We start from the raw sequence: 20,920 nt of genomic DNA, 5'->3' as shown, positions 1-20,920 counted from the left end.
TCAGTCATTGACCTGGTAACCGTTGACCTTCGCCTGGTTCTTGATGGCGGTTCCCCAGGTGCCAAGATTCTCCTCGATCGACTTGCCCGAGGACACCAGCGGAGTGATGGTCTTGGCCCAGATCGCCTCCTGGCTGAAGGAGGGGAATCCCCAGCCGTCCCACACGAGGCCGCCGGCCTTCAGCAGCCCGGACAGGTCCGTGGCGTAGTAGCCGGACGACTCCTGCTTGGCGACCCACTTGTCGGCGGCTGCCGAGAACGCGGGGTATCCGGGAGCGAGGTTGACCTGGTACGCGTCGTCCGTCGTGACGAACTCGGCGAACTTGGCGGAGTTGGCCAGGTTCTTGGAGTGGCTCGAGATGAACCACGTGCCACCACCGACGTTGCCGGCGACAGCCGAGTCGCCGTCCCACGCCAGCGGAGCCGCGACGCCCAGACGGCCCTTGGGCACGTTGAGCGACTCGGGGTTGTTGAAGATCGCGCCGGCGAACCAAGCCGGGCCGGGCATCATGAGGACCTTGCCGGTGTAGGTCTTGACGAAGTCAGGCGTGAAGACGCTCAGCTTGGTCAGCGACTTGTTGGCCACGAGGGTGTCGAGCATCGACGCGGCACGCTTGCACTCGGTGGAGTCGGTCTTGACGGTCACCGAGCGGATGTCGGTCACGTCGTTGGCCTGGCACTTGCTCGACCACATGAACACCTCAGGCGTCCACGTGTCGCCGACCGAGCCGACGATGTAGCCGGGGTGCTCCTTGGCGACCTTCTCGCCGAGCGCCTGGTACTCCTCCCACGTCTTGGGGACCGCGTAGCCGAACTTCTTCAGCAGCGAGTTGTCGTACCAGAGCACGGTCTGGGCGAGGTCGTTGCGCAGGCAGTAGACACCGCCGTCGACTGTGCAGGGGTTGAGCGCGCCCTTGGAGAACCCGGACAGGGTGCCTTCGGGGACGAGGCCCTTGTCGAGGCGGGCCGCGAACGACTGCTTGCCGGCCACCTTCTGCGTCGCCCAGGCAGCGTCGTTGTTCTGCGACGAGAAGACGACGTCGGGCCAGCCCTTGCCGGCGCGGTCGTAGAGCGCCATCTTCGTCTTGAACGAGTTGGACCCGTTGGCCGAGCCGTCATACGTGACGGTCTTGACCTTGATCGACGGGTTGGCCTTCTCGAACGCCTTCACCGCCGGTACGCGGGTCGCGTCGACCCACACCGTGATGGTGCTGTTCTTGTCCTGCTTGGCCTCGGAGAACCCGCGGCCTCCGTCCGAGCTGTCACTGCTGCCGCTGGAGCATCCCGAGAGGACGGCCACGGCGGTCACGCTGAGGACACCGAGAAGGCCGATCTGCCGAACAAGGCGGCGGGGTTGGATGCGGTTCATTCATTCCTCCACTGTCACAGGGTCTGCCTTGGTCGGCAGCAGAGATAGCACATCATACGTGTGATGTTTGCGCAAGAGATTTGTGTGAAGCGGATCACTTTTCTTCAGATCACGCGGGAGGGCTAGGACTTGCGGGCCGGGTTGCGCCGCTCCCACGAGCCGACGATGTGGTCGATCATGGCCTGCTGTGCCTCGGCGACCTTGCCTGCGGCGATCGCCTCGTAGACCGCGCGGTGCTCGTCGACCGTACGGTCGATGGCGTCCGACGGCGGATCGCCCTCGAACCGCGCGAAGGAGCGGGCGCGGCTGTAGAGCGTGTAGGCGATGTTGCTCGCCAGGAAGTTCTCGGACAGGTCCATCACGGTGCGGTGGAAGACGGCGTCGGCCTCGCTGAACTGGTCGTAGTCCCCCGTCAGCGCGACCATCCGGTCGAGCGCGGCGGACAGCTCGGCGCGCCCCTCGTCGCCGGCCCGCTCCGCCGCCTGCGCGGCCATGACACCCTCCAGGGAGCCGCGCACCAGCGTGAGCTCGTCGAGGGTGTGCAGCTCCTCGTCGTGGGAGATGACGGCGCTGAGCACCACGGGATCCAGCACGTTCCAGCTCGAGTGCGGCTGCACCAGGGTGCCGCGGCCCTGCTGGACCGCCACGAGGCCCTTCTCCTCGAGACGCTTCATCGACTCGCGGACGATCGTGCGGCTGACGCCGAAGTGCTCGGCCAGTGCCGCCTCGGGCGGGAGCGCCTGCTCGGCCTCGTAGCGACCCGCGACGATCGAGTCGACGATGGCACGCATCAACATGTCGGCAGGTCGTTCCCGGCTCTCGGGCGCCTGCAGATCCTTGATCTGACCTCGACCACTCATGCGTGGGGACTCCAATGCTCCGTGGGGCTTCCTGGCGTGGTCCGAGACGTGACCACACATGACCTCATACGTCCTATCATCGCGCCCACCAGCGCAGATGGGGGCGGCGACGCGCAGATCGCGGTGCGACGGCGGTCATACGCGGACCAGTCCTTCATCAGCCAGTGCGCCCCAGAGCTCGTCGGGGATCGGCGCAGTCGCCCGCTCGACCGACGAGATCGCGTGTCCGGCCGTACGTATGCCCAGCACGACCGAGGCGACCTCGGGTCGCCGCAGGGCGAACTGGACCGCGGCGGCCGGCAGGTCCACCTCGAAGGTCGCGCACACCTCCTGGATCCGCCGCGCCTTCGCCAGGACCTCGGCCGACGCGACGCCGTAGTCGAAATGCGCATCGGCCGGGACCGTCGACGTGCTGAGGATGCCGGAGTTGTAGACGGCGGCCGCCACGACGCTGACGCCTCGCTCGGCTGCGATCGGCAGGAGGTCGTCAGCCGCCGACTGGTCGAGCAGCGAGTAGCGGCCGGCGACCATCATGATGTCGACGTCGGTGCGCCGGACGAACTCGGCGAGCATCGCGGACTGGTTCATGCCGGCGCCGATCGCCCCGACCACGCCTTGGTCCCGCAGCTCGACCAGGGCGTCAACGCCCGTCGTCGACGCCGCCTCCCAGTGATCGTCAGGGTCGTGCAGATAGGCGATGTCGAGCCGGTCGACGCCCAGCCGCTCGAGGCTGGACTCGACCGACTGCAACACGCCGTCCCGGGTGAAGTCGAAGACCCGCTTGGTCTCCGCCGGGACGACGAAGCCGTCATCGTCCTGCTGGTGCGCGGTCTCCGGCGAGTCGACGAGCAGACGCCCGACCTTGCTGGAGAGCACGTACTCCTCGCGCGGCCGGCCGGCCAGCGCGCGTCCGAGGCGTCGCTCCGACAGGCCGAGACCGTAGTGGGGTGCCGTGTCGAAGTAGCGGATGCCCGCCTGCCACGCGGCGTCGACCGCAGCGGTGGACTCCTCGTCGGTCGTCTCGACGAAGAGGTTGCCGAGCTGCGCAGACCCCATGCCGACCTCGGTGAGTGATCCACCGCGCCGGTAGTCGCGTCGCTCCATGGAACCGTCCACAGCAGATCGTCCCACGGCGCTCATCCTCGTTCCCTTGCGAAAGTCGGTGCAGGAGCAGCCGATGCGCCTCAGTGTAAGGTGTGATGTATGACCTATTCAACCGAGGATGTCGGTGCGGTCTCCAGCTGAAGGGAACAGGTCGTTGCGCGCAGCCCATTATGTCGGTGACAAGACGGTCCGGACAGAGCCGGCCGAGCCCCTCCAGCCCGGTCCGGGCGAGGTGCAGATCGCGGTGGCATACACCGGCTTGTGCGGCACCGACCTGCACATCGTCCACGGCAACATGGACGCCCGGGTCACGCGACCCCTGGTGTTCGGCCACGAGATGAGCGGCACGGTCGCCGCCGTCGGCTCGAACGTCACCGCCGTCTCCCCCGGCGACCGGGTCACCGTGATGCCGCTCGACTGGGACGGCACCTGCCCGGCGTGCCTCGCCGGTCACCAGCACCTGTGCCACCACCTCAACTTCATCGGCATCGACTCCCCCGGCTCGCTGCAGGAGCTCTGGACCGTGCCCGAGCACGTCGTCGTACGCCTGCCGGACGACGCCTCGCTGCGGCACGCGGCCCTGGTCGAGCCGGTCGCCGTGGCAGCCCACGACGTACGCCGGTCCGAGCTCGCGTCGGGCGACAAGGTCGTGGTGCTCGGCGGCGGGCCGATCGGCGTGCTGATCGCCACCGTCGCGCGTCATGCCGGCGCCGACGTGTGCGTCTCCGAGGTCGACCCGACCCGGCTGCAGCAGGTCGAGGAACTCGGCTTCCGTACACTCAACGCGCGCGACGAGGACGTGGAGGCCAGCGTCACCGAGTGGACCGGCGGCGCCGGCGCGGATGTCGTCTTCGAGGTCTCCGGCGCTCCGGCGGCCGTGCTGGCTGCGACCGCGCTGGCCAAGGTGCGCGGCACGATCGTCGTGGTCGCCATCCACCCGACGCCCCGCCCGGTCGACCTGCAGCGCGTGTTCTGGCGCGAGCTGCGCATCCTCGGAGCGCGGGTGTACGAGCGCGAGGACTTCGATCGCGCCGTGCAGCTCATCGTCGACGGAGTCATCCCGGCCGACGAGCTGATCACCGACGTCGTACCGCTGGAGGCCACCGGCGAGGCGTTCGCCCGCCTCGAGGCCGGGACCGCGATGAAGATGCTCGTCGCCGTGCAGGAAGGGGCCGCGTCATGACCGGACCGTTCGATCTCACCGGCCGGCTCGCCGTCGTGACCGGTGCCCGCCGCGGCATCGGACTGGCTTTCGCCGAGGCCCTCGCCGCTGCGGGCGCCGACATCATCGGGATCAGCGCCTCGATGGAGTCCGAGGGCAGCGCCGCAGCAGCCGCCGTCGAGAAGCACGGCCGGCGGTTCGAGGCCAAGGCCGTCGACTTCGCCGACCGGGCCGCGGTCGAGGCCCTGGGCGCCGAGCTCGCCGAGCGCGAGGTCGACATCCTGGTCAACAACGCCGGCACGATCGAACGCGCACCCGCTGCCGAGCACTCGCTCGCGTCGTGGGACCGGGTGCTCGAGGTCGACCTGTCGAGCCAGTTCGCGCTGTCCCAGGCCGTCGGCCGCGGGATGCTCGACCGCGGCACCGGCAAGATCATCTTCACCGCGAGCCTGCTCAGCTTCCAGGGCGGCATCAACGTGCCCGGCTACGCGGCCGCGAAGTCCGGCCTGCTCGGCCTGGTCCGCGCGCTGTCCAACGAGTGGGCCGGCCGGGGTGTGACGGTCAACGCGATCGCACCGGGCTACATCGCGACCGACAACACGCAGGCGCTCCAGGACGACGCGGACCGCTCACGCTCCATCCTCGAGCGGATCCCCGCCGGCCGTTGGGGTCGTCCCGACGACCTTGCCGGCGCAGCGGTGTTCCTCGCCTCGCCCGCCTCGGACTACGTGAGCGGCATCGTCCTGCCGGTCGACGGTGGCTGGCTGGCGCGATGAGCAGCGTCGCCGAGCAGCTGTCGCAGCTCCGGATGGTCCCGGTCGTCGTCATCGATGATCCGGCTGCTGCGCGGCCGATGGCCGAAGCGCTGCTGGCCGGAGGCATTGGCTGCGCCGAGATCACCCTGCGTACGCCGGCAGGCATCGAGGCGATCCGCGAGGCGGCCAAGGTCGACGGCTTCCTCGTCGGCGCCGGAACGGTGCTCAGCCCCGGCCAGGTCGACGAGTGCGTCGACGCCGGGGCCCGGTTCATCATCAGCCCGGGGCTCGACAGCGACGTCGTCGCGCAGGCCCGTACGCGCGAGGTCGCGGTGATCCCAGGTGTGGCGACGGCGACCGAGGTGCAGCACGCGTTGCGGCTCGGCCTGTCCCTGCTCAAGGTGTTCCCGGTCGGCGCGCTGGGCGGGCCGAAGCTTTTGAACGCGCTCGCCGCTCCGTTCCCCGACGTCAGGTTCGTGCCGAGCGGCGGGGTCTCGTTGGCGAATGCGGCGGACTACCTCGGCGTCCCGTCCGTCGCCGCGATCAGCGGCAGCTGGCTGACGCCGCGGTCGGCGCTGGCCTATGGCGACTTCGCCGAGATCGAGCGGCTCGCCCGCGCGACGGCCTCGATGCTGGCGGCGTCATGACCCGCGTCCTCACCCTCGGCGAGGGCCTCGGCGTCATCCGTACGTCCGAGGCGCTCGTGACCGCCCCCCACCTCGGCGTCGGCGTCGGCGGGGCCGAGCTCAACGTCGCCATCGGGCTTGCCCGCCTCGGCACGGAGGTCACCTGGCTCGGCCGGGTCGGCCCCGACGGGCTGGGCCGCCGCGTGGTCCGCGAGCTGCGAGCCGAGGGGGTGCATGCCATCGCGCCAACCGACGACCGGCACACCGGCTTGCTGCTCAAGGAACGCGACGCGCTCGGTCGCACCCTCGTGACCTATCACCGCACCGCAAGCGCCGGCAGCAGGCTCGAGCCGGCCGACCTCGACGGCGTGGACTGGTCGCAGTTCGGCCTGCTGCACATCACCGGCATCACCCCGGCGCTGTCGGACTCGGCCGCCGCCACGGTCACCGAGGCCGTACGCCGCGCCGGCGACGCCGGCCTCACGATCTCGTTCGACGTCAACCACCGGTCACGCCTGTGGAGCAGCGAGGCGGCCGCGCCGATCTATCGTGAGCTCGCGGCACGGTCTGACGTACTGTTCGCCGGCCTCGACGAGGCGGCCGTCCTGCTGGGCGACCTGCCCGACGATCCGTGGAAGACCGTCGAGGCGCTCGCCGACCTGGGGCCGTCGACGGTCGTGCTCAAGCTCGGCGAGCGCGGTGCCCTGGCCCGGTCCGGCGCGGGACGAGCCCGAGCCAGCGCCGTACGTGTCGATGTGGTCGACACGGTCGGCGCCGGCGATGCGTTCGTCGCCGGCTACCTGGCCGAGCTGATCGAGGGCCGGTCGCTGACCGAGTGCCTGGCCACCGCGGTCAAGGCAGGCGCCGCGGTGTGCCGCCACGAGGGCGACTGGGAGGGCGCGATCACCCGCCAGGAGCTCGACGCCGAGGTGACCGACGCCGTCGTGCGCTGACGCTCAGGCCTTGCCGAGGTCCACTTCGTACGCGAGCGGCACCGCGAGTCGGCGGATCTGCTCGGGGCCGAACTCGTGCAGCCGCGGCCCGGTCAGCGCATCGGTGACCACGACGAGCAGCCAGTCGAGGTCGTGGCCGGCGGCACGCAGCTCGTTGCGGGTGACCAGCACCTTGGGCACCGAGCCGGCGACGCCCTTGACCTCGACGTGCCGCACGCGCGGCCCCTTGGTGGCGGTGATGTCCCAGCCGAGGTTGAGGGCGCTGACGTCCTCGACGATCCAGCCGTCGACGGCGTACTGCCCGCTGACGAAGCTCATCGCCACGAGCTCCACCTCGCGGTTCGACGCGGGATCACCGAAGCCGGCTCCGTTGTCGCCGACGTGGAAGACCTCGCTCTGCTCGGGTGTCGCCATGTCAGGTGTGTCCGGCACGTACGAGATGGGGTTTCGCCCACGCGACTCCGGCGCCGGCTGGTTGACGTACGCGTCGTGGATTCGCTCACCCGGGCCGAGCACGCGGCCGTAGACGACGCTGCGCATCGAGCGCTTCGGTGCCGGCTCGACGCTCGAGATCTCGACGACCTGGCGGACGATGCCGTTGAAGCTGAAGATCGCGTACCGCTCGTCCTGCGCGCGTGCACCCAGACGCCAGCAGCCACGATTGGCCTCGTACACCTGGGCGTCGGTCATGCCCTCGCGATAGCCGACGACGCTGCGGCCGAGGTCGTCGGCCACTGGATCGACTTGGCGGAGCTCGCCGAGGCGAATGTGCAGCATCGGGTCAGGATAGCCCCGAGATGCCGGGTCAGCGTTTGCGGTCGGCGACGATCGCGGCCGCGTTGAGTGCGGCCCAGCCGATCGTCACGGCCAGCACCTTGGCCTTGCTGCCGGCCGTCGTCGCCTCGCTGCTGAACAGCGCCCCGTCGGTCAGGTCGAACACGACGCGGCCCATCATCGCCTGCTCGCGCGCGGCGGTGGTCGGAGCGGCCAGCGCCATTCCGCTGATGACCAGGTCACGTACGCCGAACGTACGCGCGGCGACGTCGTAGTCGGGCTGCTTCAGCGGGCTCGGCGTCAGCGCGTTGCCAAGGTGACGCGGCTTGGCCAGGGCGAACACGGAGTAAGCAAGGGTGGCGACAGAGATCAGGGCGCTGTAGCTCGGCTTCTTCATCCTCCGACGCTAGGCGAGCTCGGCGGCGCTTGCACGGCGAGATCGTGTGGGAGGGTGTTCGCCATGCAGATCCCCAGGACACGCGGCTTCTATGCTGCGGTCGTCATCTTCGCGCTCACGTTCATCCAGCTCGCCGTCGGCACGTTCGCCGGGCTCGACCAGTTCGAGGGCAAGGGGTTCGGCTACCGCCTGCTCGCCTATCCGCTGCTGATGCTGATCGTCCCGGCCATCTGGTGGTGGCGAACGCGCGAGCGTACCCCCGTTGACCAGCTGCCCTGGGGTGCGTTCGCGCTGATCATGTCGCCGTTCCTGATCGATGTCTCCGGCAACACCGTCGACCTCTACGACTCGGTCGACTGGTGGGACAACGCCAACCACTTCTTCAACTGGATGCTGCTGCTCTGGGGCTGCGGCCTGCTGCTGCGTCTCGTCTGGTCCGGCCCGGCATGGGGACTCGTGCTCACGATCACCGGCCTCGGCGCGATCCTGGCCGTCGGCTGGGAGCTCGGCGAGTGGTACACCTTCATCCGCCGCGGCACCGAGCTCGACGGCGCATACGAGGACACGCTCAGCGACGAGCTGCTCGGCACTTTGGGCGCCTTGATCGCCGCGCTGATCGTGGGACGCAAGCACAAGGCCGACGAGCAGGTGGAGGACATCGCCTCGGTGGTGTGACGGCATGCCGAATGGGCCCGGTGCAACGGGCTCAGGCGGCGGTTGAGGTGGTGGCTTCGGCGCGGAATCGTGAGTTCCGCAACGGCCTTCGTCTCGGGTCGATCGATGCGGGTGGGACGTACTCGGGATAACCATCCTCGCCGAACCGGATGTCCCATTCATCAGCGTGAACCACCCGGTGGTGGTGCGCGCAGATCAGCACGATGTCGTCCAGATCTGTGGCGCCACCCTTGGCCCAGTGCTTGCGGGCGTGATGACCCACGCACCACGACGGTGGCCGGTCGCATCCGGGGAAGCTGCACCCGCCATCGCGCCTTTCGGCTGCGCGGCGCTGAGCCCGGTTGAACAGTCGCTGCTCGCGACCGCAGTCGAGTGGGAGAGGCTTGCCGTTGAAGACCATCGGCAGCAACCCATGCTCGCAAGCCATCCGGCGGGCCTCCGTGGCGGAGATCCGGCAGCCGGTCGATAGGGTGCCTGCCTTGAGCCCGTCGATCAGGCTCTTGAGGTCGATGTTGACCGTCACCGTCACGCCGACACCCGCGGTGTCGGGAAGCTTGTCGGCCGGCAGGTGCTCGATGAGGGTGCAGAACGCACTGGCCATCTGCTGGCCGTAGGTCGGCTTGTCGTCGAGGACGGCCAGCGTCGGATCGTCCTCGGCCTTCTTGACCTGGGGCGCGTTGAGCGCCTGCAAGGCGTTCTTGAGCATCTCGCCCTGGGCCTCGGGGATGACGAACTCACCTTTGTATGTGCCGTCCTTGCGGTCGGCCATCCAGAAGTAGGAGTTCTTGCGAGCCTTGGCTTCGCGCTGCCTGAGGGTCTCGTTCTCGTGCGCATCGACATCGTCGGGCGCGAAGGTCTCGGTGATGCGGTCAGCACGGCGGCTCAGGTCCTTGAGGCTGAGCTTCTTGGCGTCGTCCAGCAACTGGGTCTCGCAACCCTCGCGTTGCGCCTCAGTCGGATCACCCGGCAGGTCCTTGACCTTGTCGGCGATCAGCTCGGCCTGCGCCAGCGACACCTCGCCGCGGGCCAATGCCTTCTGCGTCGCGGACAGGTCCTCGATCTTCTTGGCCTGCTTGAGCAGACGAGCCGCCGCACTCGGATCACCGCCGAACCCGTTGGCGATCATCGCGCCGGTCGAGGCCGCGCCGATCGTCGACGCAGCCTCCGAGCGGTCGGCCGCTGCGGCTGCTGCCATCTGGTGCGCCTTGACCCGCGACTCCAGCCGGCCCAGCGCCTCACACGCGGCAATCTGCTCGCGTGGACTCATGCGGTCGTACGTGTCGAGCTCAATCGCGTCCAGCGCACGCGAGACATCCGCGAGGGTGGGAGGCGACTGTTCGAACATGTGTTCTATTCAATCAGCAGCTCAGCCATCGCGCAAGACTTTCACGCCACTTTTTTCCTGCAATCACAGCGATAATCACTGTTACGACTGTGCCCAGTCCCAGCCTACAGACGCCCGCTGACACGACTCCAACGAGCCGGATCGGGCTGTGGACAACGGCGCTTGCGAACGTACGCGAAGCCCACTTTCACCCAGCGCTTGCACCACTTCCGACCTACTATGAGGGGTCGTCTTTGAGGGAAGTCGGCATTGCGAGAGGGAGCTCGATGACCGACGCACCGCCTGCGGGCTGGTATCGCGATTCCGACGGTACGAAGCGGTGGTGGACCGGGACGATCTGGATGGAGTCATGCGGTCGTCACGTACGCCGACAGCCGCCGTCCCTCGCCGATCGGTACGACAACCGCGCAACCCGCGTGCTGAAGCGCCTGCTCAGTCGACCGTGATGACGATCTTGCCGCGCGTGTGACCGCCCTGGCTGTCCTCCCACGCCTTGCCCGCGTCGGCCAGCGCGTACGTCGCCGCGATCTCGACCTTCAGCGACCCGTCGTCGAACATCGCCGCCAGCTCGTCCAGGTCCTCGACGTCGGGTGACACGAAGACGTACTGGCCGCCCATCTCCTTCACGACGGGGTCGATGATCGAGACGATCCGCCCCTCGGACGACTCGCCCAGCAGGCCGGGGCTGACCTCGAGGTCTCCCCCGTTGAGGTCCAGCACCGCGGTGACGCCCTCCGGGATGGCCTCGCGAACCCGCTCGACCAGCCCGTCGCCATACGTGAACGGCTCGGCGCCCAGCTCGCGGAGGTAGTCGTGGTTGGCCTCCGACGCCGTACCCAGCACTCGGGCGCCCAGCGAGCGGGCGATCTGGACGGCGAACGATCCGACTCCCCCGGATGCGCCGTGGATCAGCACGGTGTCGTCCGCGCCGATGTCGAGCGCGTGCACGAGGCACTGGAACGCGGTCAGCCCCGCCAGCGGGATGGCGGCCGCCTCGGCAAAGCTCGCGTTGGCCGGCTTCTTGGCCAACGTACGAATGGGGGCGGAGACCTTCTCGGCGTACGTCCCGCCGTGCACGGCGTCCTTGCGTACGTACCCGAAGACCTCGTCGCCCGGTGCCAGCCTGGTCACGGCGGGCCCGACCGACTCGACGACTCCCGCGACGTCCCAGCCCGGCGTGACCGGGAAGTACGTGTCGAGCATGCCGTCCATCCCGCCGCTCGCGAGCTTCCAGTCGACCGGGTTGACCGAGCTCGCCTTGACCTGGACCTTGACCCAGTCAGGACCGATCTTGGGCTCGTCGACGTCGGTGAGCTCGAGGACCTCGGGGTCGTCGCCGTATGTCTGATAGGTGATCGCCTTCATGTGTCATGCCTACCCGCCGACGACAAGAAGAATCACGGTTCCGCGGTCCAAGGGTTGATCACCGTGAGACCACACGCCTCGAATGGACTGGTGTCACGGGTGGCCACGGCGAAACTGTGGTGGGACGCCGTCGCCGCAATCTGTCCATCCGCGAACGAGATCGACCGGCCCCGCATTCTGGCGTCTGCGACGAGCGACGCGTACGCCTGGGCGACGGCGCCGTCGAACGCCAGCACCCGCCCGCGGAAGGTCTCCGCGATCAACGAGCGGACCGCACCCCTCAGGTCGTCCTTGCGCCGGCCGTCGGAGAGCAGCTCCACACCAAGCGTCAGCTCGGCCACCGTCACCGCAGAGAGATAAAGCGTCTCCGGCGCCTGGCGATTGAGCCAGTCACGTACGCGCTGTTCGTGGCCCTTGCGCAGCGGCTCCGAGATGACGTTCGTGTCGACGACGATCAACGCAGATCCGGCGCTTCTGGCTCGGTGGTGTCCCGGACGACATCGAGCTCGACGCCGCCGACGCGGGCCCCGACCTCAGCCAGGACGTCACCGAGACCCACTCGCGGCTTGACCGCCTCGCCCAGGATCTCGCGAATCTCAGCCTCCGTGCTGCGTCCGTTGCGCGCTGCCTGTGCCTTGAGCGCCCGGTGCGTTTCGTCCGACAGGTTCCTGATCGTCACCGCCGCCATGGCGTCCTCCTCGCTGATATCACACTCTCTCAACGATATCACCAGCCGCGGTGGTCCCAGTGTTCCTCCGGCTCTCGCCAGACCGTCACCTGGACCGGATTGAGCCGTGCGCTGATCGCCTCGTCGAGCGTCTCGTACCTGCCCTCGGTGACGCCCTCCAGCAAGCGGTCGACCAAGTGCTCGACCAGATCCAGAGTCACCGTGCAGGTGACCATTCCGGCGCGACCCGCAGTGCGATCGGCATAGTCCTGCGAATAGGCGTGGCCAAGTGCCCTCTCGATGGCAGCGAAGTCCTCCCGCCGCAGACATCCCCTCTGTGACGCTTCAAGCCGCAGGCGTGTCTTCAGACGCCGGACCACCGATCGGTGAGTCCGCCGCTGGGCTCCCGGTGGCGGCAGCCACGGGTTCGCGAGAAACGCCGGAAGGACGCGGATCAGCGAAGCCAACCCGAGCGTCACGATGAAGGCGCCGGGTCCGAGGCGACGTCGTTCCGCGTCGAGATGCGCTGCGATCTCCGCACCCAGCCACGACTCGACGTCGACGCTGTTCATGAATGCCTCGAGGTCGTCGGCGGCCCGCACGTAGCGCTCGACCGTCTCTCCCGTACGGCCGCCGGCCTGGTCGATGATGAACTGGCGCATCCCGAGAGCAAGGTCGTGCGCCGAGGGCGCGGTGGCGATCACGTTCGCACTGCTGTCCATACAGCGACGCTATGGGTCAGCCCGCCCGGCGAAGGCTCGAATGTCGTTGGCTGTGGACTCCGCGGCACCGGACGTCATGATGTGGACAACGGAATCCTCAGGCCGACGCCGAACCCGCCGCAGCAGACCGACCGGCCTCCAGACGAGCCACCGGTACGCGATAAGGAGAGCACGACACGTAGTCGAGGCCGATCGCGTCGAAGAAGTGGATCGAGTCCGGGTCTCCCCCGTGCTCGCCGCAGACGCCGAGGTGCAGGTCGGGACGCGCCCGGCGCCCCGCCTTCACCGCGTGCTCGACGAGCAGGCCCACGCCCTCGACGTCGAGTGACTCGAACGGCGACACCGGGAAGATGCCCTTGTCGAGGTACGTCGAGAAGAACGACGCCTCGACGTCGTCCCGCGAGAACCCCCACGTCATCTGCGTCAAGTCGTTGGTGCCGAACGAGAAGAACTCCGCCGACTTCGCGATCTGGTCGGCCACCGTCACCGCACGGGGCAGCTCGATCATCGTGCCGACCTTGAACGTCAGCTTGGTGCCGGTCTCCTTCTCGACTTTGGCGGCCACCGCGATGATCTCGGCCTTCATCAGCTCGAGCTCCTGCGGCGAGCCGACCAGCGGGATCATGATCTCCGGCTGCGGGTCTCCCCCGGCTCTCGTACGTGCAGCGGTGGCCTCGAGGATCGCCCGCGCCTGCATCGTGTAGAGGCCGGGGATGACGATGCCGAGGCGTACGCCGCGCAGGCCGAGCATCGGGTTCTCCTCGTGCAGCCGCTTCACCGCGGTGAGCAGCTTGTGCGTCCGCGGCTTGTCCTGATCGTTCTCCTCCTCGTGCGCGAGCCGCACCGCCAGCTCGGTGTAGTCGGGCAGGAACTCGTGCAACGGCGGGTCGAGCAGCCGAATCGTGACCGGCAGCCCGTCCATCGCCCTGAGGATGCCGATGAAGTCCTTGCGCTGCATCGGCAGCAGCGCGTCGAGCGCCTCGTGCTGCTGCTCCGGCGTGTCAGCCAGGATCAGCCGCTCGACGAGCTCGCGCCGGTCGCCGAGGAACATGTGCTCGGTGCGGCACAGCCCGATGCCCTGGGCGCCGAACCTGCGCGCCCGCGCAGCGTCCTCAGGGGTGTCGGCGTTGGCGCGCACGCCCAGCCGGCGTACGTCGTCGGCGTGGTCCATGAGCGCGACCACCGCGCGTACGAGCTCGTCGTCGTCCGCGGTCTCGTCGCCCTCGAAGTGGCGTACGACCTTGGAGTCGACGACGTCCACGGCGCCCTCGAAGATCTCGCCGGTGGTGCCGTCGATCGAGATGACGTCGCCCTGCTCGATGACCGTGCCGTCGGCGGCGGTGAGCCTGCCTGCATCGATGTCGACGTCGAGCTCGTCGGCGCCGCACACGCACGTACGCCCCATGCCGCGCGCCACGACGGCCGCGTGCGACGTCTTGCCGCCGCGGCTCGTCAGGATGCCCTTGGCCGCGACCATGCCGGCCAGGTCATCGGGGTTGGTCGTGCGGCGCACGAGGATGACGTCGTCGCCGTTCGCCGCCCACTCGACGGCGGTCGGCGAGTCGAACACGGCTTTGCCGACCGCGGCACCCGGCGAGGCGTTCATGCCCTTGCCGATCAGGTGCCGCTCGGCGTCGGCGTCGAAGCGCGGGAACATCAGCTGCGCCAGCTGCGCTCCCGTCACCCGGTCGACTGCCTCGTCGAGGTCGATGATGCCCTCGGTGGCGAACGAGTGCGCGATGCGGAACGCCGCCTCGGCCGTACGCTTGCCGACCCGGGTCTGCAGCATCCAGAGCTTGCCGTGCTCGACGGTGAACTCGATGTCGCACAGGTCCTTGTAGTGGTGCTCGAGCTTCTGCATGATCGCGAGCAGCTCGTCGTACGCACTCTTGTCGACCTGCTCGAGCTCGGCGAGCGGGATCGTGTTGCGGATGCCGGCGACGACGTCCTCGCCCTGTGCGTTGACGAGGTAGTCGCCGTAGAGGCCCTGCGCGCCGGTCGCCGGGTCGCGGGTGAACGCGACGCCCGTGCCGGAGTCGTCTCCCCCGTTGCCGAACACCATCGAGCAGATGTTGACCGCCGTGCCGAGGTCGTCGGGGATGCGCTCCTGCCGGCGATAGAGCGCGGCGCGCTCGGTGTTCCACGAGTCGAAGACCGCCAGCACCGCCATGTCGAGCTGCTCGCGCGGGTCCTGCGGGAAGTCGCGGCCGCCGTGCTCGGCGATGAGCCTCTTGTATGTCTCGATGAGTCCCTGCAGGTCCTCGGCGGTGAGGTCGAGGTCGTTCTCGGTGTTGCGCTCGGCCTTGAGCGCGTCCAGCGCCTCGGCGAACACACCGGCGTCGATGCCCAGCACCGTGCTGCCGAACATCTGCAGCAGCCGGCGATAGGAGTCGTACGCGAATCGCTCGTCGCCGCCCGCGACCTGCGCCAGACCCTTGACCGACTCGTCGTTGAGGCCGACGTTGAGGACGGTCTCCATCATCCCGGGCATGGAGAACTTCGCGCCCGACCGCACCGACACCAGCAGCGGGTCCTCCGGATCGCCGAGCCTCTTGCCGCGCGCCTCCTCCAGCGCCGCAAGGTGCTCGCTGACCTCGTCGGTCAGACCCTCCGGCGCCTTGCCCTCGTCCATGTACGCCCGACAGGCGTCGGTGCTGATCGTGAATCCCGGCGGCACCGGCAACCCCAGGTTCGCCATCTCCGCAAGGTTCGCCCCCTTGCCGCCCAGGAGATCCTTCTGATCCATCCCGCCTTCGCTGAAGTCATACACGAATTGGGTCATATCGCGATCATGCTCCCCAATCGGGTCACCCGCACAGGGACAAAGGCCCCGACGCCTGCCACGCGCCGGTCGAGTAGCGGCGAGACACGACCCCTCGCCGGCCGAGTAGCCGACCGAGCTCTGCACGGAAGGCGTATCGAAACCTCTCGCGCCGACCGAACGATGTACGAATGGCCGCTAGCGCTCTGGCACCGGAGTGACCTTTGAAGGTTCGAGGCATCGTCGAGTCCCCGAGGGAGCCCTCCCCGCCTCCCGGGAAAACCAACTCCCTACAGGAGCCCGATTCAGGCGGCTCCAGCGAATCTCGAAGCCTGTTGGCCGACTAGGTCCGGCTCACTTTCTCTGCCCGGCAGCCGAGCCCGCACCCCTCCCCCACGATTCGGGACCGGAGATCCAACGGGCCGAATAGTGTTTGATTTGTGACCGTCTTCAATGAGCAGCCCTTCCCGCGCGTTCTATTCGAGGATGTTCCGTCCGCCATCCTCGACTCGCTCATCGACCTGGTGCCCACGCCCGTCGTCGTGACGTCGGATGACGATCCCCACGAGACAGACTTCGACTGCGTGGTTTCGTTCGGAGGCTCATTCACGCACCGCAGCCGCCATCTTCACGTCTTGTCGTTCGGCGCCGAGACTGGGGTCGGTTTCACCAAACGAACGCCAGGCAGATACAGCAAGATGCATCGTGAATTCAGCACTACTTCGCGCTTGGTGACCGTTTGCCCCGATCTGCCAGCCGACGAAGCGCGACTGCTTCGCCGGACAGTTGCGCCTTTCGTGGAGCCTGCTGGCGACAAGTACTTCTGGAGCTCCGAAACCTACATTCAGACTGACAACTGCGGCCCGCTTATCCCACTGATTTCCGTTGCTCCAGAGCAGTATGTCTACGCATTCGAATGGCCGGGCGATGGTTCGCACGGGCTGAGACTGTCACTTCCTGAAGAGACAACAGACCATCGAGAGTGGTTTCGCTATTTTCTCAAACGGTTACGTGAAGTCGACCCCGTTCACTTTCCAGCCGACCCGGACTGGCGTACAACGCCAGAATGGGCCACAAACCCGCTGCTGGAAGCTGTGAACGCGCTCGCCGCCATTGAAGCGGCTCGGGAGACAGCTATGACTGACTTCGACGCTAGATCGACTGCAGCAGAGCAAGCGATCGAGGCAGAAGCGGCATCGGCGGCCGCGGGTCACCAGCGGCTGTTGACTGCGACGGGAACCGACCTTGAGAAGGCAGTCGCGTCAGCTTTCGAGGATCTCGGCTTCACGGTCCAAGAGATGGACGAGACTCATAAGGATCGTCAGGGCGTTGCGCTAGAAGATCTGCGTCTGTTCAACGGCGAGCCCACTGACTGGACATGTCTGGTTGAGGTCAAGGGGTGGACCGGAGGATTCAAGAGCAACGAGGTCTCCCAAGTCGTCGTGCGCCCGACAACGCAGTTCGTACTCGACGAGCAACGAGTCCCGGAGAAGGTGTTGCTCGTCTTCAACCAGCACAGATTGGAATCGCCAACTGCGCGCCCCGTTCCAGCGATCAGCAATCCAGCACTGGACCTCGCACCGCTCGAACCATTCAACGGCGCCGCGATCGACACGCGCGACCTATTTCGGGCGCTGCGAGACGTGTCCAGCAAGGTAGTTGGTCCCGACGAAATCCGAAGTTCCATCATTGGGACCACCGGCCTTTGGTCTTGGCCAGCCTCTCCTTCGGAATAGGCTTTCGTCCAGAGTCCAGTCCGGGCGTTCAATTCCGCCAGCCTCGCCGTATTGACGCGGGAGACCTGGAGGGGCGTCTTGGCCCGAGCAGCACAAGTGCTCGACGTGCTGCCCGTCGACGCATGGCTCCTCCGGCCGCACACCCCCGAGAGGATGTACGGCCGGAGAGGCGTGGCGCTGACTCAGTGGAACGTGTCAGCGGCGTTCTTGTTGATGGGGTCGAAGTCGAAGAAGTCGACCTGCACGTCGTCGCGGTTGACCGAGTTGTGCTCGATGACGTCCTTCGTCGCGAACTTGTCCTTGCCCTGACCGCCGACGAGGTTGTCGCGGACCGGGTTGACCTCGTGCGAGTCGAGCGTGTCATCACCGAACTGGCCCTCGACCTGGTCAACGCCCTCGCCACCGTTGAGGGTGTCGTTGCCGTCGCCGCCGTACAGCTCGTCGGAGCCGTCGTTCACGTTGGCGCCGGCGAAGCTGGTGAGCTTGTCGTTGCCCTCTTCGCCGCGGATGATGTCGTCGCCGGAGCCACCGTTGATGGTGTCGTTCTCGGTGCCGCCCATGATGAAGTCGTCACCCTTTTCGCCCTCGACGTTGTCCGCACCGCTGCTGGTGTAGATGTCGTCATCGCCGGCGCCGCCGAACACGTTGTCCGCGCCTTCCGCAGACATGATCTCGTCGTCGCCACCGAGGGCGAAAATGACGTCCTTGCCGGGGGTGCCGTAGATCTTGTCGTCGCACTCGGTGCCGACGGTCGTCTTGCCCGCCTTCGCAATGATGATGTTGCCGTCGCTGCACGCGGGGGCGGCCTGGGCCGCGGTGCCGGCGGCGGTCAGGCCGACGACGGAGATGGCGCCGGCGAGAGCCAGCTTGGTGGCGCTGCGGAAGATGCGGTTCGTGGTCATGATCTGTCCTTGGAGGTGAGTTGTTTCAGCTCCGGACTTTTGCCGGGCTCACAGGTAAGAGCGTGGGGCTGGGAGAACCTTTCAAGAATTTCCGCACCAGTCCAGAAACCGTGGCCTGGGTGCGACGGCTGTCCAGCTCGAACTCGGCCGACCTGTAGGACTCAAACGACCTGTGGGCAATGCCACGCGATTCAACTGCCTGCCGCACCCGTCGCCTCTGAACGCGGGCCGTACAGCGTCGGCCTCGGCGCGGCCGTCCTGACCATCACCGGTTACGACTCCCATACAGCCGGCGCGACCTTCGGCGATCTGCGACCGAACATTGCTGCAGGTGATCTGATGCCAGCGCAGTCAACACGGCAAAGATCGTTGAGCGAGGGTGTTCGCACCCCGGATCAGCGACGCGCTACGCAGCTAATTGAAACCGCTTCGCCGACACCTTGACGCTGGTATTTTCTGAACGTGCACACAGCTCGGGACTCGGCCGAATGACGACCGCCTTGTCCGACGTTGCCCATACGTGGGTGCAAGGCATGCGCCCGGTGGAGGATGGGGCGGTTCGATCAGCCCCCACCATGTCGTGGATGGAACTGCTGTTTCGCCGACTGACTGGGAGGTTCGCGAGCATCGAGCCCACGGAGAACACGCGTCAATCCGAGGATGAACTCGCTATCGGGCGAAATGTCTATTACTACGTGGGGCATTGCGTGCCTGACTTTGGACACCTAGTAGTGGCTCACACGTGTGGGGTTACTCCGCCGGCCCCCGGCACAGCAGTGACGCCCTTCGACACCGGCGGTCTGTCACGTAACCATCTTTCTGTACCGGAGATGACACTGCAGGCTAAGCGAGAATTCCTAGCCAAGAACTCCTACGCCGTCCCAAAGCATGCGACGGTCTTTGATGAGTGGATTGCGATGGCATTCGACGAGGCGTCCGACTACGTGAAGGGCGAGCGCCCCACCTGTGGTGCTGTCAGCGAGATTGACATACACAACGACGAATGTGATGCCCGATCGTGGTTGTGGGAGGCGCGGGTTCCGCGAGCGGATTACTCCGTGCCGCCCTTGTTGCCCAAGAGGGTGATCTTCAAGCGTTCCCAAAAAGAACTCTATCTAGACTGGGTAGTGTCAGAGAAGGTGCTCGGGTACGCCGAAGCGGTAGAGCACATCGCACTAGTGGAGTCGATGGCCGACGAGTCGGACATACCAGTAGACGCTATGATCCACTTCTTAGTTGAAGGGTAGGACGATGGTCGAACTTCGCCTTGTTGGCTTCGTTGCAGATCTTGCCGGCAACGAAGACTTTTTGCTGACTGCGGAGCCCATCGTCTCTAACGAGGGACGGAAGTTCGTTGCCCATGGACGTCATTGGACCGTCGAATCGTTGCGCCCTGTCAGTACAGGTGAAGAGCGATTTGCCAACTTCTTGAAGGACGATGACACAGAGCCGATCGAAGAGGGGCACGTCGTTTGGCTGGCCGGGCGGAATTTCGTGTCTGATGTACTTTCGCACAGTTCGCTTGTCGCGTTCAGCCGCGAGATTGGGTCACCTCGCTGGAAATTGCACTCACGTGGATACAAGTGGCGGACAGGGCCGATTCGCGAATTTGATGATCGCCGTGTCCAACTCGCTAACATCCTCGAATCTCAACTACATCGCCAATTGTTCGATCAACTGGAGAAAACCCTCGGGGACCTCGCCAGTACTTTTCGGCTGTACTTGGCACTCGCTACTGAGCGCACGAAGTCGAGATACTTGAACATCGCGCTGTACCACTTCGAGATGCGTGACACGTACGCGCTTGGGCTTACTCGCCACCGCGCCGTCATTAACGGCGACTTGTTTGCGGACGCTTCGACATTCGACCAAGAGCTTGCGCAGCTTCGTTCCGTGCTGACTGCTGCCAGGCTCGACGAAGTTGTGGAGGATCGTCTCTCGACCAGCCATTCGTATCGCCTTCCGAATGGTGAGGAGGCGCATTCCAAGCACGTCGAATCGGCTGTCCGCAAAAGCATTGCGGAGAACTGGGCAGACATGTACGGATCGGGCGCGCTTTCGACACTCTTTGAGCGTTATCTCGCTACTCACAACGGCGAAGAATCGGACGACGACCTCCGAGCTGAGCTAGGGATAGAACGATGAGCGATGGCCAGGATGCCGAACCCGACGAGACGCCAGCCGCCGAGTCTCCCACACTGTCGCTGGATCGGAACTTCGCCGAGTTTATTGAAGAGCAACGCCGTTTGCATGTGAAGAAGTACGAGGATTTCGCCAGGCGGACCGAATACCCGAGCCGGCTCGCCGAGGCCTTCGGGTCATACTCTGCGCTCCAGAAGTTTCAGCCGGGCCAACTCATTCAGTGGAAACCGCTGATGAAGAATCGTCCGATGCCTGCCTACGGCGCACCTATTGTGCTTATTGAGTACCTCTCCGAACCTCAGGCTGTAGATGGCGACGGTGACCCACTTGAAGAGCCCCGAGACATACGGATCGGCCTCCTGAACGGCGACGGCAACTTCGCCGTGTACACGTACAACAGCGCGCGATTCACGCTCTGGGCGGACTGACCTCGTCCCGAATTGAGGTGCGGGCACCAGTTCAAACCTCAGCTGGGATAATGGCAGACGTGCTTGAATCGGAAAATTCACTCCCGGAGCATGACCGTTGCAAATCTTCAGATCGGTTAGGCGTGACACCCGGACCGCATCATTCTGCGGTGGTCCACTCCGGCACGGGATACGGTCG

The 20,920-nt window shown here is 66.5% G+C and carries 22 protein-coding genes; 10 read left to right on the top strand and 12 right to left on the bottom strand.

All coding sequences use genetic code 11. The annotated features are described in order from the left end of the window. From BOSE46_RS05015 to BOSE46_RS05005, 3 genes are all read right to left on the bottom strand, one after another. Positions 1-1,368, bottom strand: a complete 1,368-nt coding sequence (locus BOSE46_RS05015) for an ABC transporter substrate-binding protein (RefSeq protein WP_159538843.1) — start codon at positions 1,366-1,368, stop codon at positions 1-3. Positions 1,369-1,490: 122 nt separating this feature from the next. After that, positions 1,491-2,228 carry a FadR/GntR family transcriptional regulator gene (locus tag BOSE46_RS05010; protein ID WP_159538841.1) on the bottom strand — a complete coding sequence of 246 codons (738 nt, stop codon included), beginning with the start codon at positions 2,226-2,228 and terminating at the stop codon, positions 1,491-1,493. A 135-nt stretch (positions 2,229-2,363) separates the two neighbouring features. Then, the gene (locus BOSE46_RS05005) at positions 2,364-3,332 is read right to left on the bottom strand and encodes an aldo/keto reductase (RefSeq protein WP_159538839.1); all 969 of its coding nucleotides are present in this window, start codon (positions 3,330-3,332) and stop codon (positions 2,364-2,366) included. Between the two features lie 154 nt (positions 3,333-3,486). Between BOSE46_RS05005 and BOSE46_RS05000 the strand changes: the two genes are divergently transcribed. Genes BOSE46_RS05000 through BOSE46_RS04985 form a run of 4 tightly spaced genes read left to right on the top strand, consistent with a single transcriptional unit; the run spans position 3,487 to position 6,828 of the window. Continuing rightward, on the top strand, positions 3,487-4,515 hold the full coding sequence (locus BOSE46_RS05000) for a zinc-binding dehydrogenase (RefSeq protein WP_159538837.1): 1,029 nt from the start codon (positions 3,487-3,489) through the stop codon (positions 4,513-4,515). Continuing rightward, entirely contained in the window at positions 4,512-5,270 is a 759-nt protein-coding gene (locus tag BOSE46_RS04995) for an SDR family oxidoreductase (RefSeq protein WP_159538835.1), read from the top strand. Before BOSE46_RS05000 ends, BOSE46_RS04995 begins: the two co-directional genes overlap by 4 nt. Beyond that, entirely contained in the window at positions 5,267-5,896 is a 630-nt protein-coding gene (locus tag BOSE46_RS04990; RefSeq protein ID WP_159538833.1) for a bifunctional 4-hydroxy-2-oxoglutarate aldolase/2-dehydro-3-deoxy-phosphogluconate aldolase, read from the top strand. The genes BOSE46_RS04995 and BOSE46_RS04990 overlap by 4 nt, the downstream gene beginning before the upstream one ends. Beyond that, positions 5,893-6,828 carry a sugar kinase gene (locus BOSE46_RS04985; protein WP_159538831.1) on the top strand — a complete coding sequence of 312 codons (936 nt, stop codon included), beginning with the start codon at positions 5,893-5,895 and terminating at the stop codon, positions 6,826-6,828. The genes BOSE46_RS04990 and BOSE46_RS04985 overlap by 4 nt, the downstream gene beginning before the upstream one ends. A gap of 3 nt (positions 6,829-6,831) precedes the next feature. Here the strand turns inward: BOSE46_RS04985 and BOSE46_RS04980 are convergent, their stop codons facing one another. Continuing rightward, positions 6,832-7,605, bottom strand: coding sequence for a protein NO VEIN domain-containing protein (locus tag BOSE46_RS04980; protein WP_159538829.1), 774 nt, complete (start codon positions 7,603-7,605; stop codon positions 6,832-6,834). A gap of 28 nt (positions 7,606-7,633) precedes the next feature. Next, positions 7,634-7,999, bottom strand: a complete 366-nt coding sequence (locus BOSE46_RS04975; RefSeq protein WP_159538827.1) for a hypothetical protein — start codon at positions 7,997-7,999, stop codon at positions 7,634-7,636. A 63-nt stretch (positions 8,000-8,062) separates the two neighbouring features. Between BOSE46_RS04975 and BOSE46_RS04970 the strand changes: the two genes are divergently transcribed. Next, on the top strand, positions 8,063-8,674 hold the full coding sequence (locus BOSE46_RS04970) for a hypothetical protein (protein WP_159538825.1): 612 nt from the start codon (positions 8,063-8,065) through the stop codon (positions 8,672-8,674). A gap of 31 nt (positions 8,675-8,705) precedes the next feature. Here the strand turns inward: BOSE46_RS04970 and BOSE46_RS04965 are convergent, their stop codons facing one another. Beyond that, on the bottom strand, positions 8,706-10,019 hold the full coding sequence (locus BOSE46_RS04965; protein WP_159538823.1) for an HNH endonuclease signature motif containing protein: 1,314 nt from the start codon (positions 10,017-10,019) through the stop codon (positions 8,706-8,708). A gap of 266 nt (positions 10,020-10,285) precedes the next feature. On the opposite strand from BOSE46_RS04965, the gene BOSE46_RS21415 reads away from it, so the two are divergent. Then, positions 10,286-10,465, top strand: coding sequence for a hypothetical protein (locus BOSE46_RS21415; protein ID WP_236551615.1), 180 nt, complete (start codon positions 10,286-10,288; stop codon positions 10,463-10,465). Here BOSE46_RS21415 and BOSE46_RS04960 read toward each other — a convergent pair. The 5 genes from BOSE46_RS04960 to ppdK form a co-directional block, all read right to left on the bottom strand. Beyond that, entirely contained in the window at positions 10,452-11,384 is a 933-nt protein-coding gene (locus BOSE46_RS04960; protein ID WP_159538821.1) for an NADP-dependent oxidoreductase, read from the bottom strand. The genes BOSE46_RS21415 and BOSE46_RS04960 overlap by 14 nt on opposite strands. A 32-nt stretch (positions 11,385-11,416) precedes the next feature. Continuing rightward, the gene (locus tag BOSE46_RS04955) at positions 11,417-11,842 is read right to left on the bottom strand and encodes a type II toxin-antitoxin system VapC family toxin (protein WP_159538819.1); all 426 of its coding nucleotides are present in this window, start codon (positions 11,840-11,842) and stop codon (positions 11,417-11,419) included. Beyond that, positions 11,839-12,072 (bottom strand): FitA-like ribbon-helix-helix domain-containing protein, encoded by a 234-nt coding sequence (locus tag BOSE46_RS04950; protein ID WP_159538817.1) that lies wholly within the window; start codon positions 12,070-12,072, stop codon positions 11,839-11,841. The genes BOSE46_RS04955 and BOSE46_RS04950 overlap by 4 nt, the downstream gene beginning before the upstream one ends. Before the next feature lie 38 nt (positions 12,073-12,110). Continuing rightward, positions 12,111-12,755: a hypothetical protein gene (locus tag BOSE46_RS04945; RefSeq protein WP_159538815.1), complete on the bottom strand. Its 645-nt coding sequence runs from the start codon at positions 12,753-12,755 to the stop codon at positions 12,111-12,113. 115 nt (positions 12,756-12,870) lie between these two features. Next, the gene (gene ppdK, locus BOSE46_RS04940; protein ID WP_159538813.1) at positions 12,871-15,555 is read right to left on the bottom strand and encodes a pyruvate, phosphate dikinase; all 2,685 of its coding nucleotides are present in this window, start codon (positions 15,553-15,555) and stop codon (positions 12,871-12,873) included. Between the two features lie 419 nt (positions 15,556-15,974). Between ppdK and BOSE46_RS04935 the strand changes: the two genes are divergently transcribed. Continuing rightward, the gene (locus BOSE46_RS04935) at positions 15,975-17,270 is read left to right on the top strand and encodes a hypothetical protein (protein WP_159538811.1); all 1,296 of its coding nucleotides are present in this window, start codon (positions 15,975-15,977) and stop codon (positions 17,268-17,270) included. A 182-nt stretch (positions 17,271-17,452) separates the two neighbouring features. Here the strand turns inward: BOSE46_RS04935 and BOSE46_RS04930 are convergent, their stop codons facing one another. Further along, a complete protein-coding gene (locus BOSE46_RS04930) occupies positions 17,453-18,172 on the bottom strand; it encodes a calcium-binding protein (protein ID WP_159538809.1) in 720 nt (239 codons plus the stop codon). Positions 18,173-18,756: 584 nt separating this feature from the next. Here BOSE46_RS04930 and BOSE46_RS04925 point away from each other — a divergent pair. The 3 genes from BOSE46_RS04925 to BOSE46_RS04915 are packed head-to-tail and all read left to right on the top strand — an operon-like array spanning position 18,757 to position 20,742. Beyond that, entirely contained in the window at positions 18,757-19,419 is a 663-nt protein-coding gene (locus BOSE46_RS04925) for a hypothetical protein (protein WP_159538807.1), read from the top strand. A 4-nt stretch (positions 19,420-19,423) separates the two neighbouring features. Beyond that, on the top strand, positions 19,424-20,317 hold the full coding sequence (locus BOSE46_RS04920; protein ID WP_159538805.1) for a hypothetical protein: 894 nt from the start codon (positions 19,424-19,426) through the stop codon (positions 20,315-20,317). Then, the gene (locus BOSE46_RS04915) at positions 20,314-20,742 is read left to right on the top strand and encodes a hypothetical protein (RefSeq protein WP_159538803.1); all 429 of its coding nucleotides are present in this window, start codon (positions 20,314-20,316) and stop codon (positions 20,740-20,742) included. The genes BOSE46_RS04920 and BOSE46_RS04915 overlap by 4 nt, the downstream gene beginning before the upstream one ends. Positions 20,743-20,920 lie beyond the last annotated feature (178 nt).

This window comes from Aeromicrobium sp. 9AM (assembly GCF_902506105.1).
GTDB lineage: Bacteria > Actinomycetota > Actinomycetes > Propionibacteriales > Nocardioidaceae > Aeromicrobium.
This window is presented reverse-complemented; position numbering and strand designations above follow the sequence as displayed.

What these genes read in the sequence shown, in the direction of transcription:
- BOSE46_RS04985 (WP_159538831.1), top strand. Translation starts at nt 5,893, where the DNA reads ATGACCCGCGTCCTCACCCTCGGCGAGGGCCTCGGCGTCATCCGTACG.
- BOSE46_RS04995 (WP_159538835.1), top strand. Translation starts at nt 4,512, where the DNA reads ATGACCGGACCGTTCGATCTCACCGGCCGGCTCGCCGTCGTGACCGGT.
- BOSE46_RS04965 (WP_159538823.1), bottom strand. Translation starts at nt 10,019, where the DNA reads ATGTTCGAACAGTCGCCTCCCACCCTCGCGGATGTCTCGCGTGCGCTG.
- BOSE46_RS04970 (WP_159538825.1), top strand. Translation starts at nt 8,063, where the DNA reads ATGCAGATCCCCAGGACACGCGGCTTCTATGCTGCGGTCGTCATCTTC.
- BOSE46_RS04915 (WP_159538803.1), top strand. Translation starts at nt 20,314, where the DNA reads ATGAGCGATGGCCAGGATGCCGAACCCGACGAGACGCCAGCCGCCGAG.
- BOSE46_RS05015 (WP_159538843.1), bottom strand. Translation starts at nt 1,368, where the DNA reads ATGAACCGCATCCAACCCCGCCGCCTTGTTCGGCAGATCGGCCTTCTC.
- BOSE46_RS04920 (WP_159538805.1), top strand. Translation starts at nt 19,424, where the DNA reads ATGGTCGAACTTCGCCTTGTTGGCTTCGTTGCAGATCTTGCCGGCAAC.
- BOSE46_RS04925 (WP_159538807.1), top strand. Translation starts at nt 18,757, where the DNA reads ATGGAACTGCTGTTTCGCCGACTGACTGGGAGGTTCGCGAGCATCGAG.
- BOSE46_RS04980 (WP_159538829.1), bottom strand. Translation starts at nt 7,605, where the DNA reads ATGCTGCACATTCGCCTCGGCGAGCTCCGCCAAGTCGATCCAGTGGCC.
- BOSE46_RS21415 (WP_236551615.1), top strand. Translation starts at nt 10,286, where the DNA reads ATGACCGACGCACCGCCTGCGGGCTGGTATCGCGATTCCGACGGTACG.
- BOSE46_RS05010 (WP_159538841.1), bottom strand. Translation starts at nt 2,228, where the DNA reads ATGAGTGGTCGAGGTCAGATCAAGGATCTGCAGGCGCCCGAGAGCCGG.
- BOSE46_RS05005 (WP_159538839.1), bottom strand. Translation starts at nt 3,332, where the DNA reads ATGGAGCGACGCGACTACCGGCGCGGTGGATCACTCACCGAGGTCGGC.
- BOSE46_RS04950 (WP_159538817.1), bottom strand. Translation starts at nt 12,072, where the DNA reads ATGGCGGCGGTGACGATCAGGAACCTGTCGGACGAAACGCACCGGGCG.
- ppdK (WP_159538813.1), bottom strand. Translation starts at nt 15,555, where the DNA reads ATGACCCAATTCGTGTATGACTTCAGCGAAGGCGGGATGGATCAGAAG.
- BOSE46_RS04975 (WP_159538827.1), bottom strand. Translation starts at nt 7,999, where the DNA reads ATGAAGAAGCCGAGCTACAGCGCCCTGATCTCTGTCGCCACCCTTGCT.
- BOSE46_RS04960 (WP_159538821.1), bottom strand. Translation starts at nt 11,384, where the DNA reads ATGAAGGCGATCACCTATCAGACATACGGCGACGACCCCGAGGTCCTC.
- BOSE46_RS04990 (WP_159538833.1), top strand. Translation starts at nt 5,267, where the DNA reads ATGAGCAGCGTCGCCGAGCAGCTGTCGCAGCTCCGGATGGTCCCGGTC.
- BOSE46_RS04930 (WP_159538809.1), bottom strand. Translation starts at nt 18,172, where the DNA reads ATGACCACGAACCGCATCTTCCGCAGCGCCACCAAGCTGGCTCTCGCC.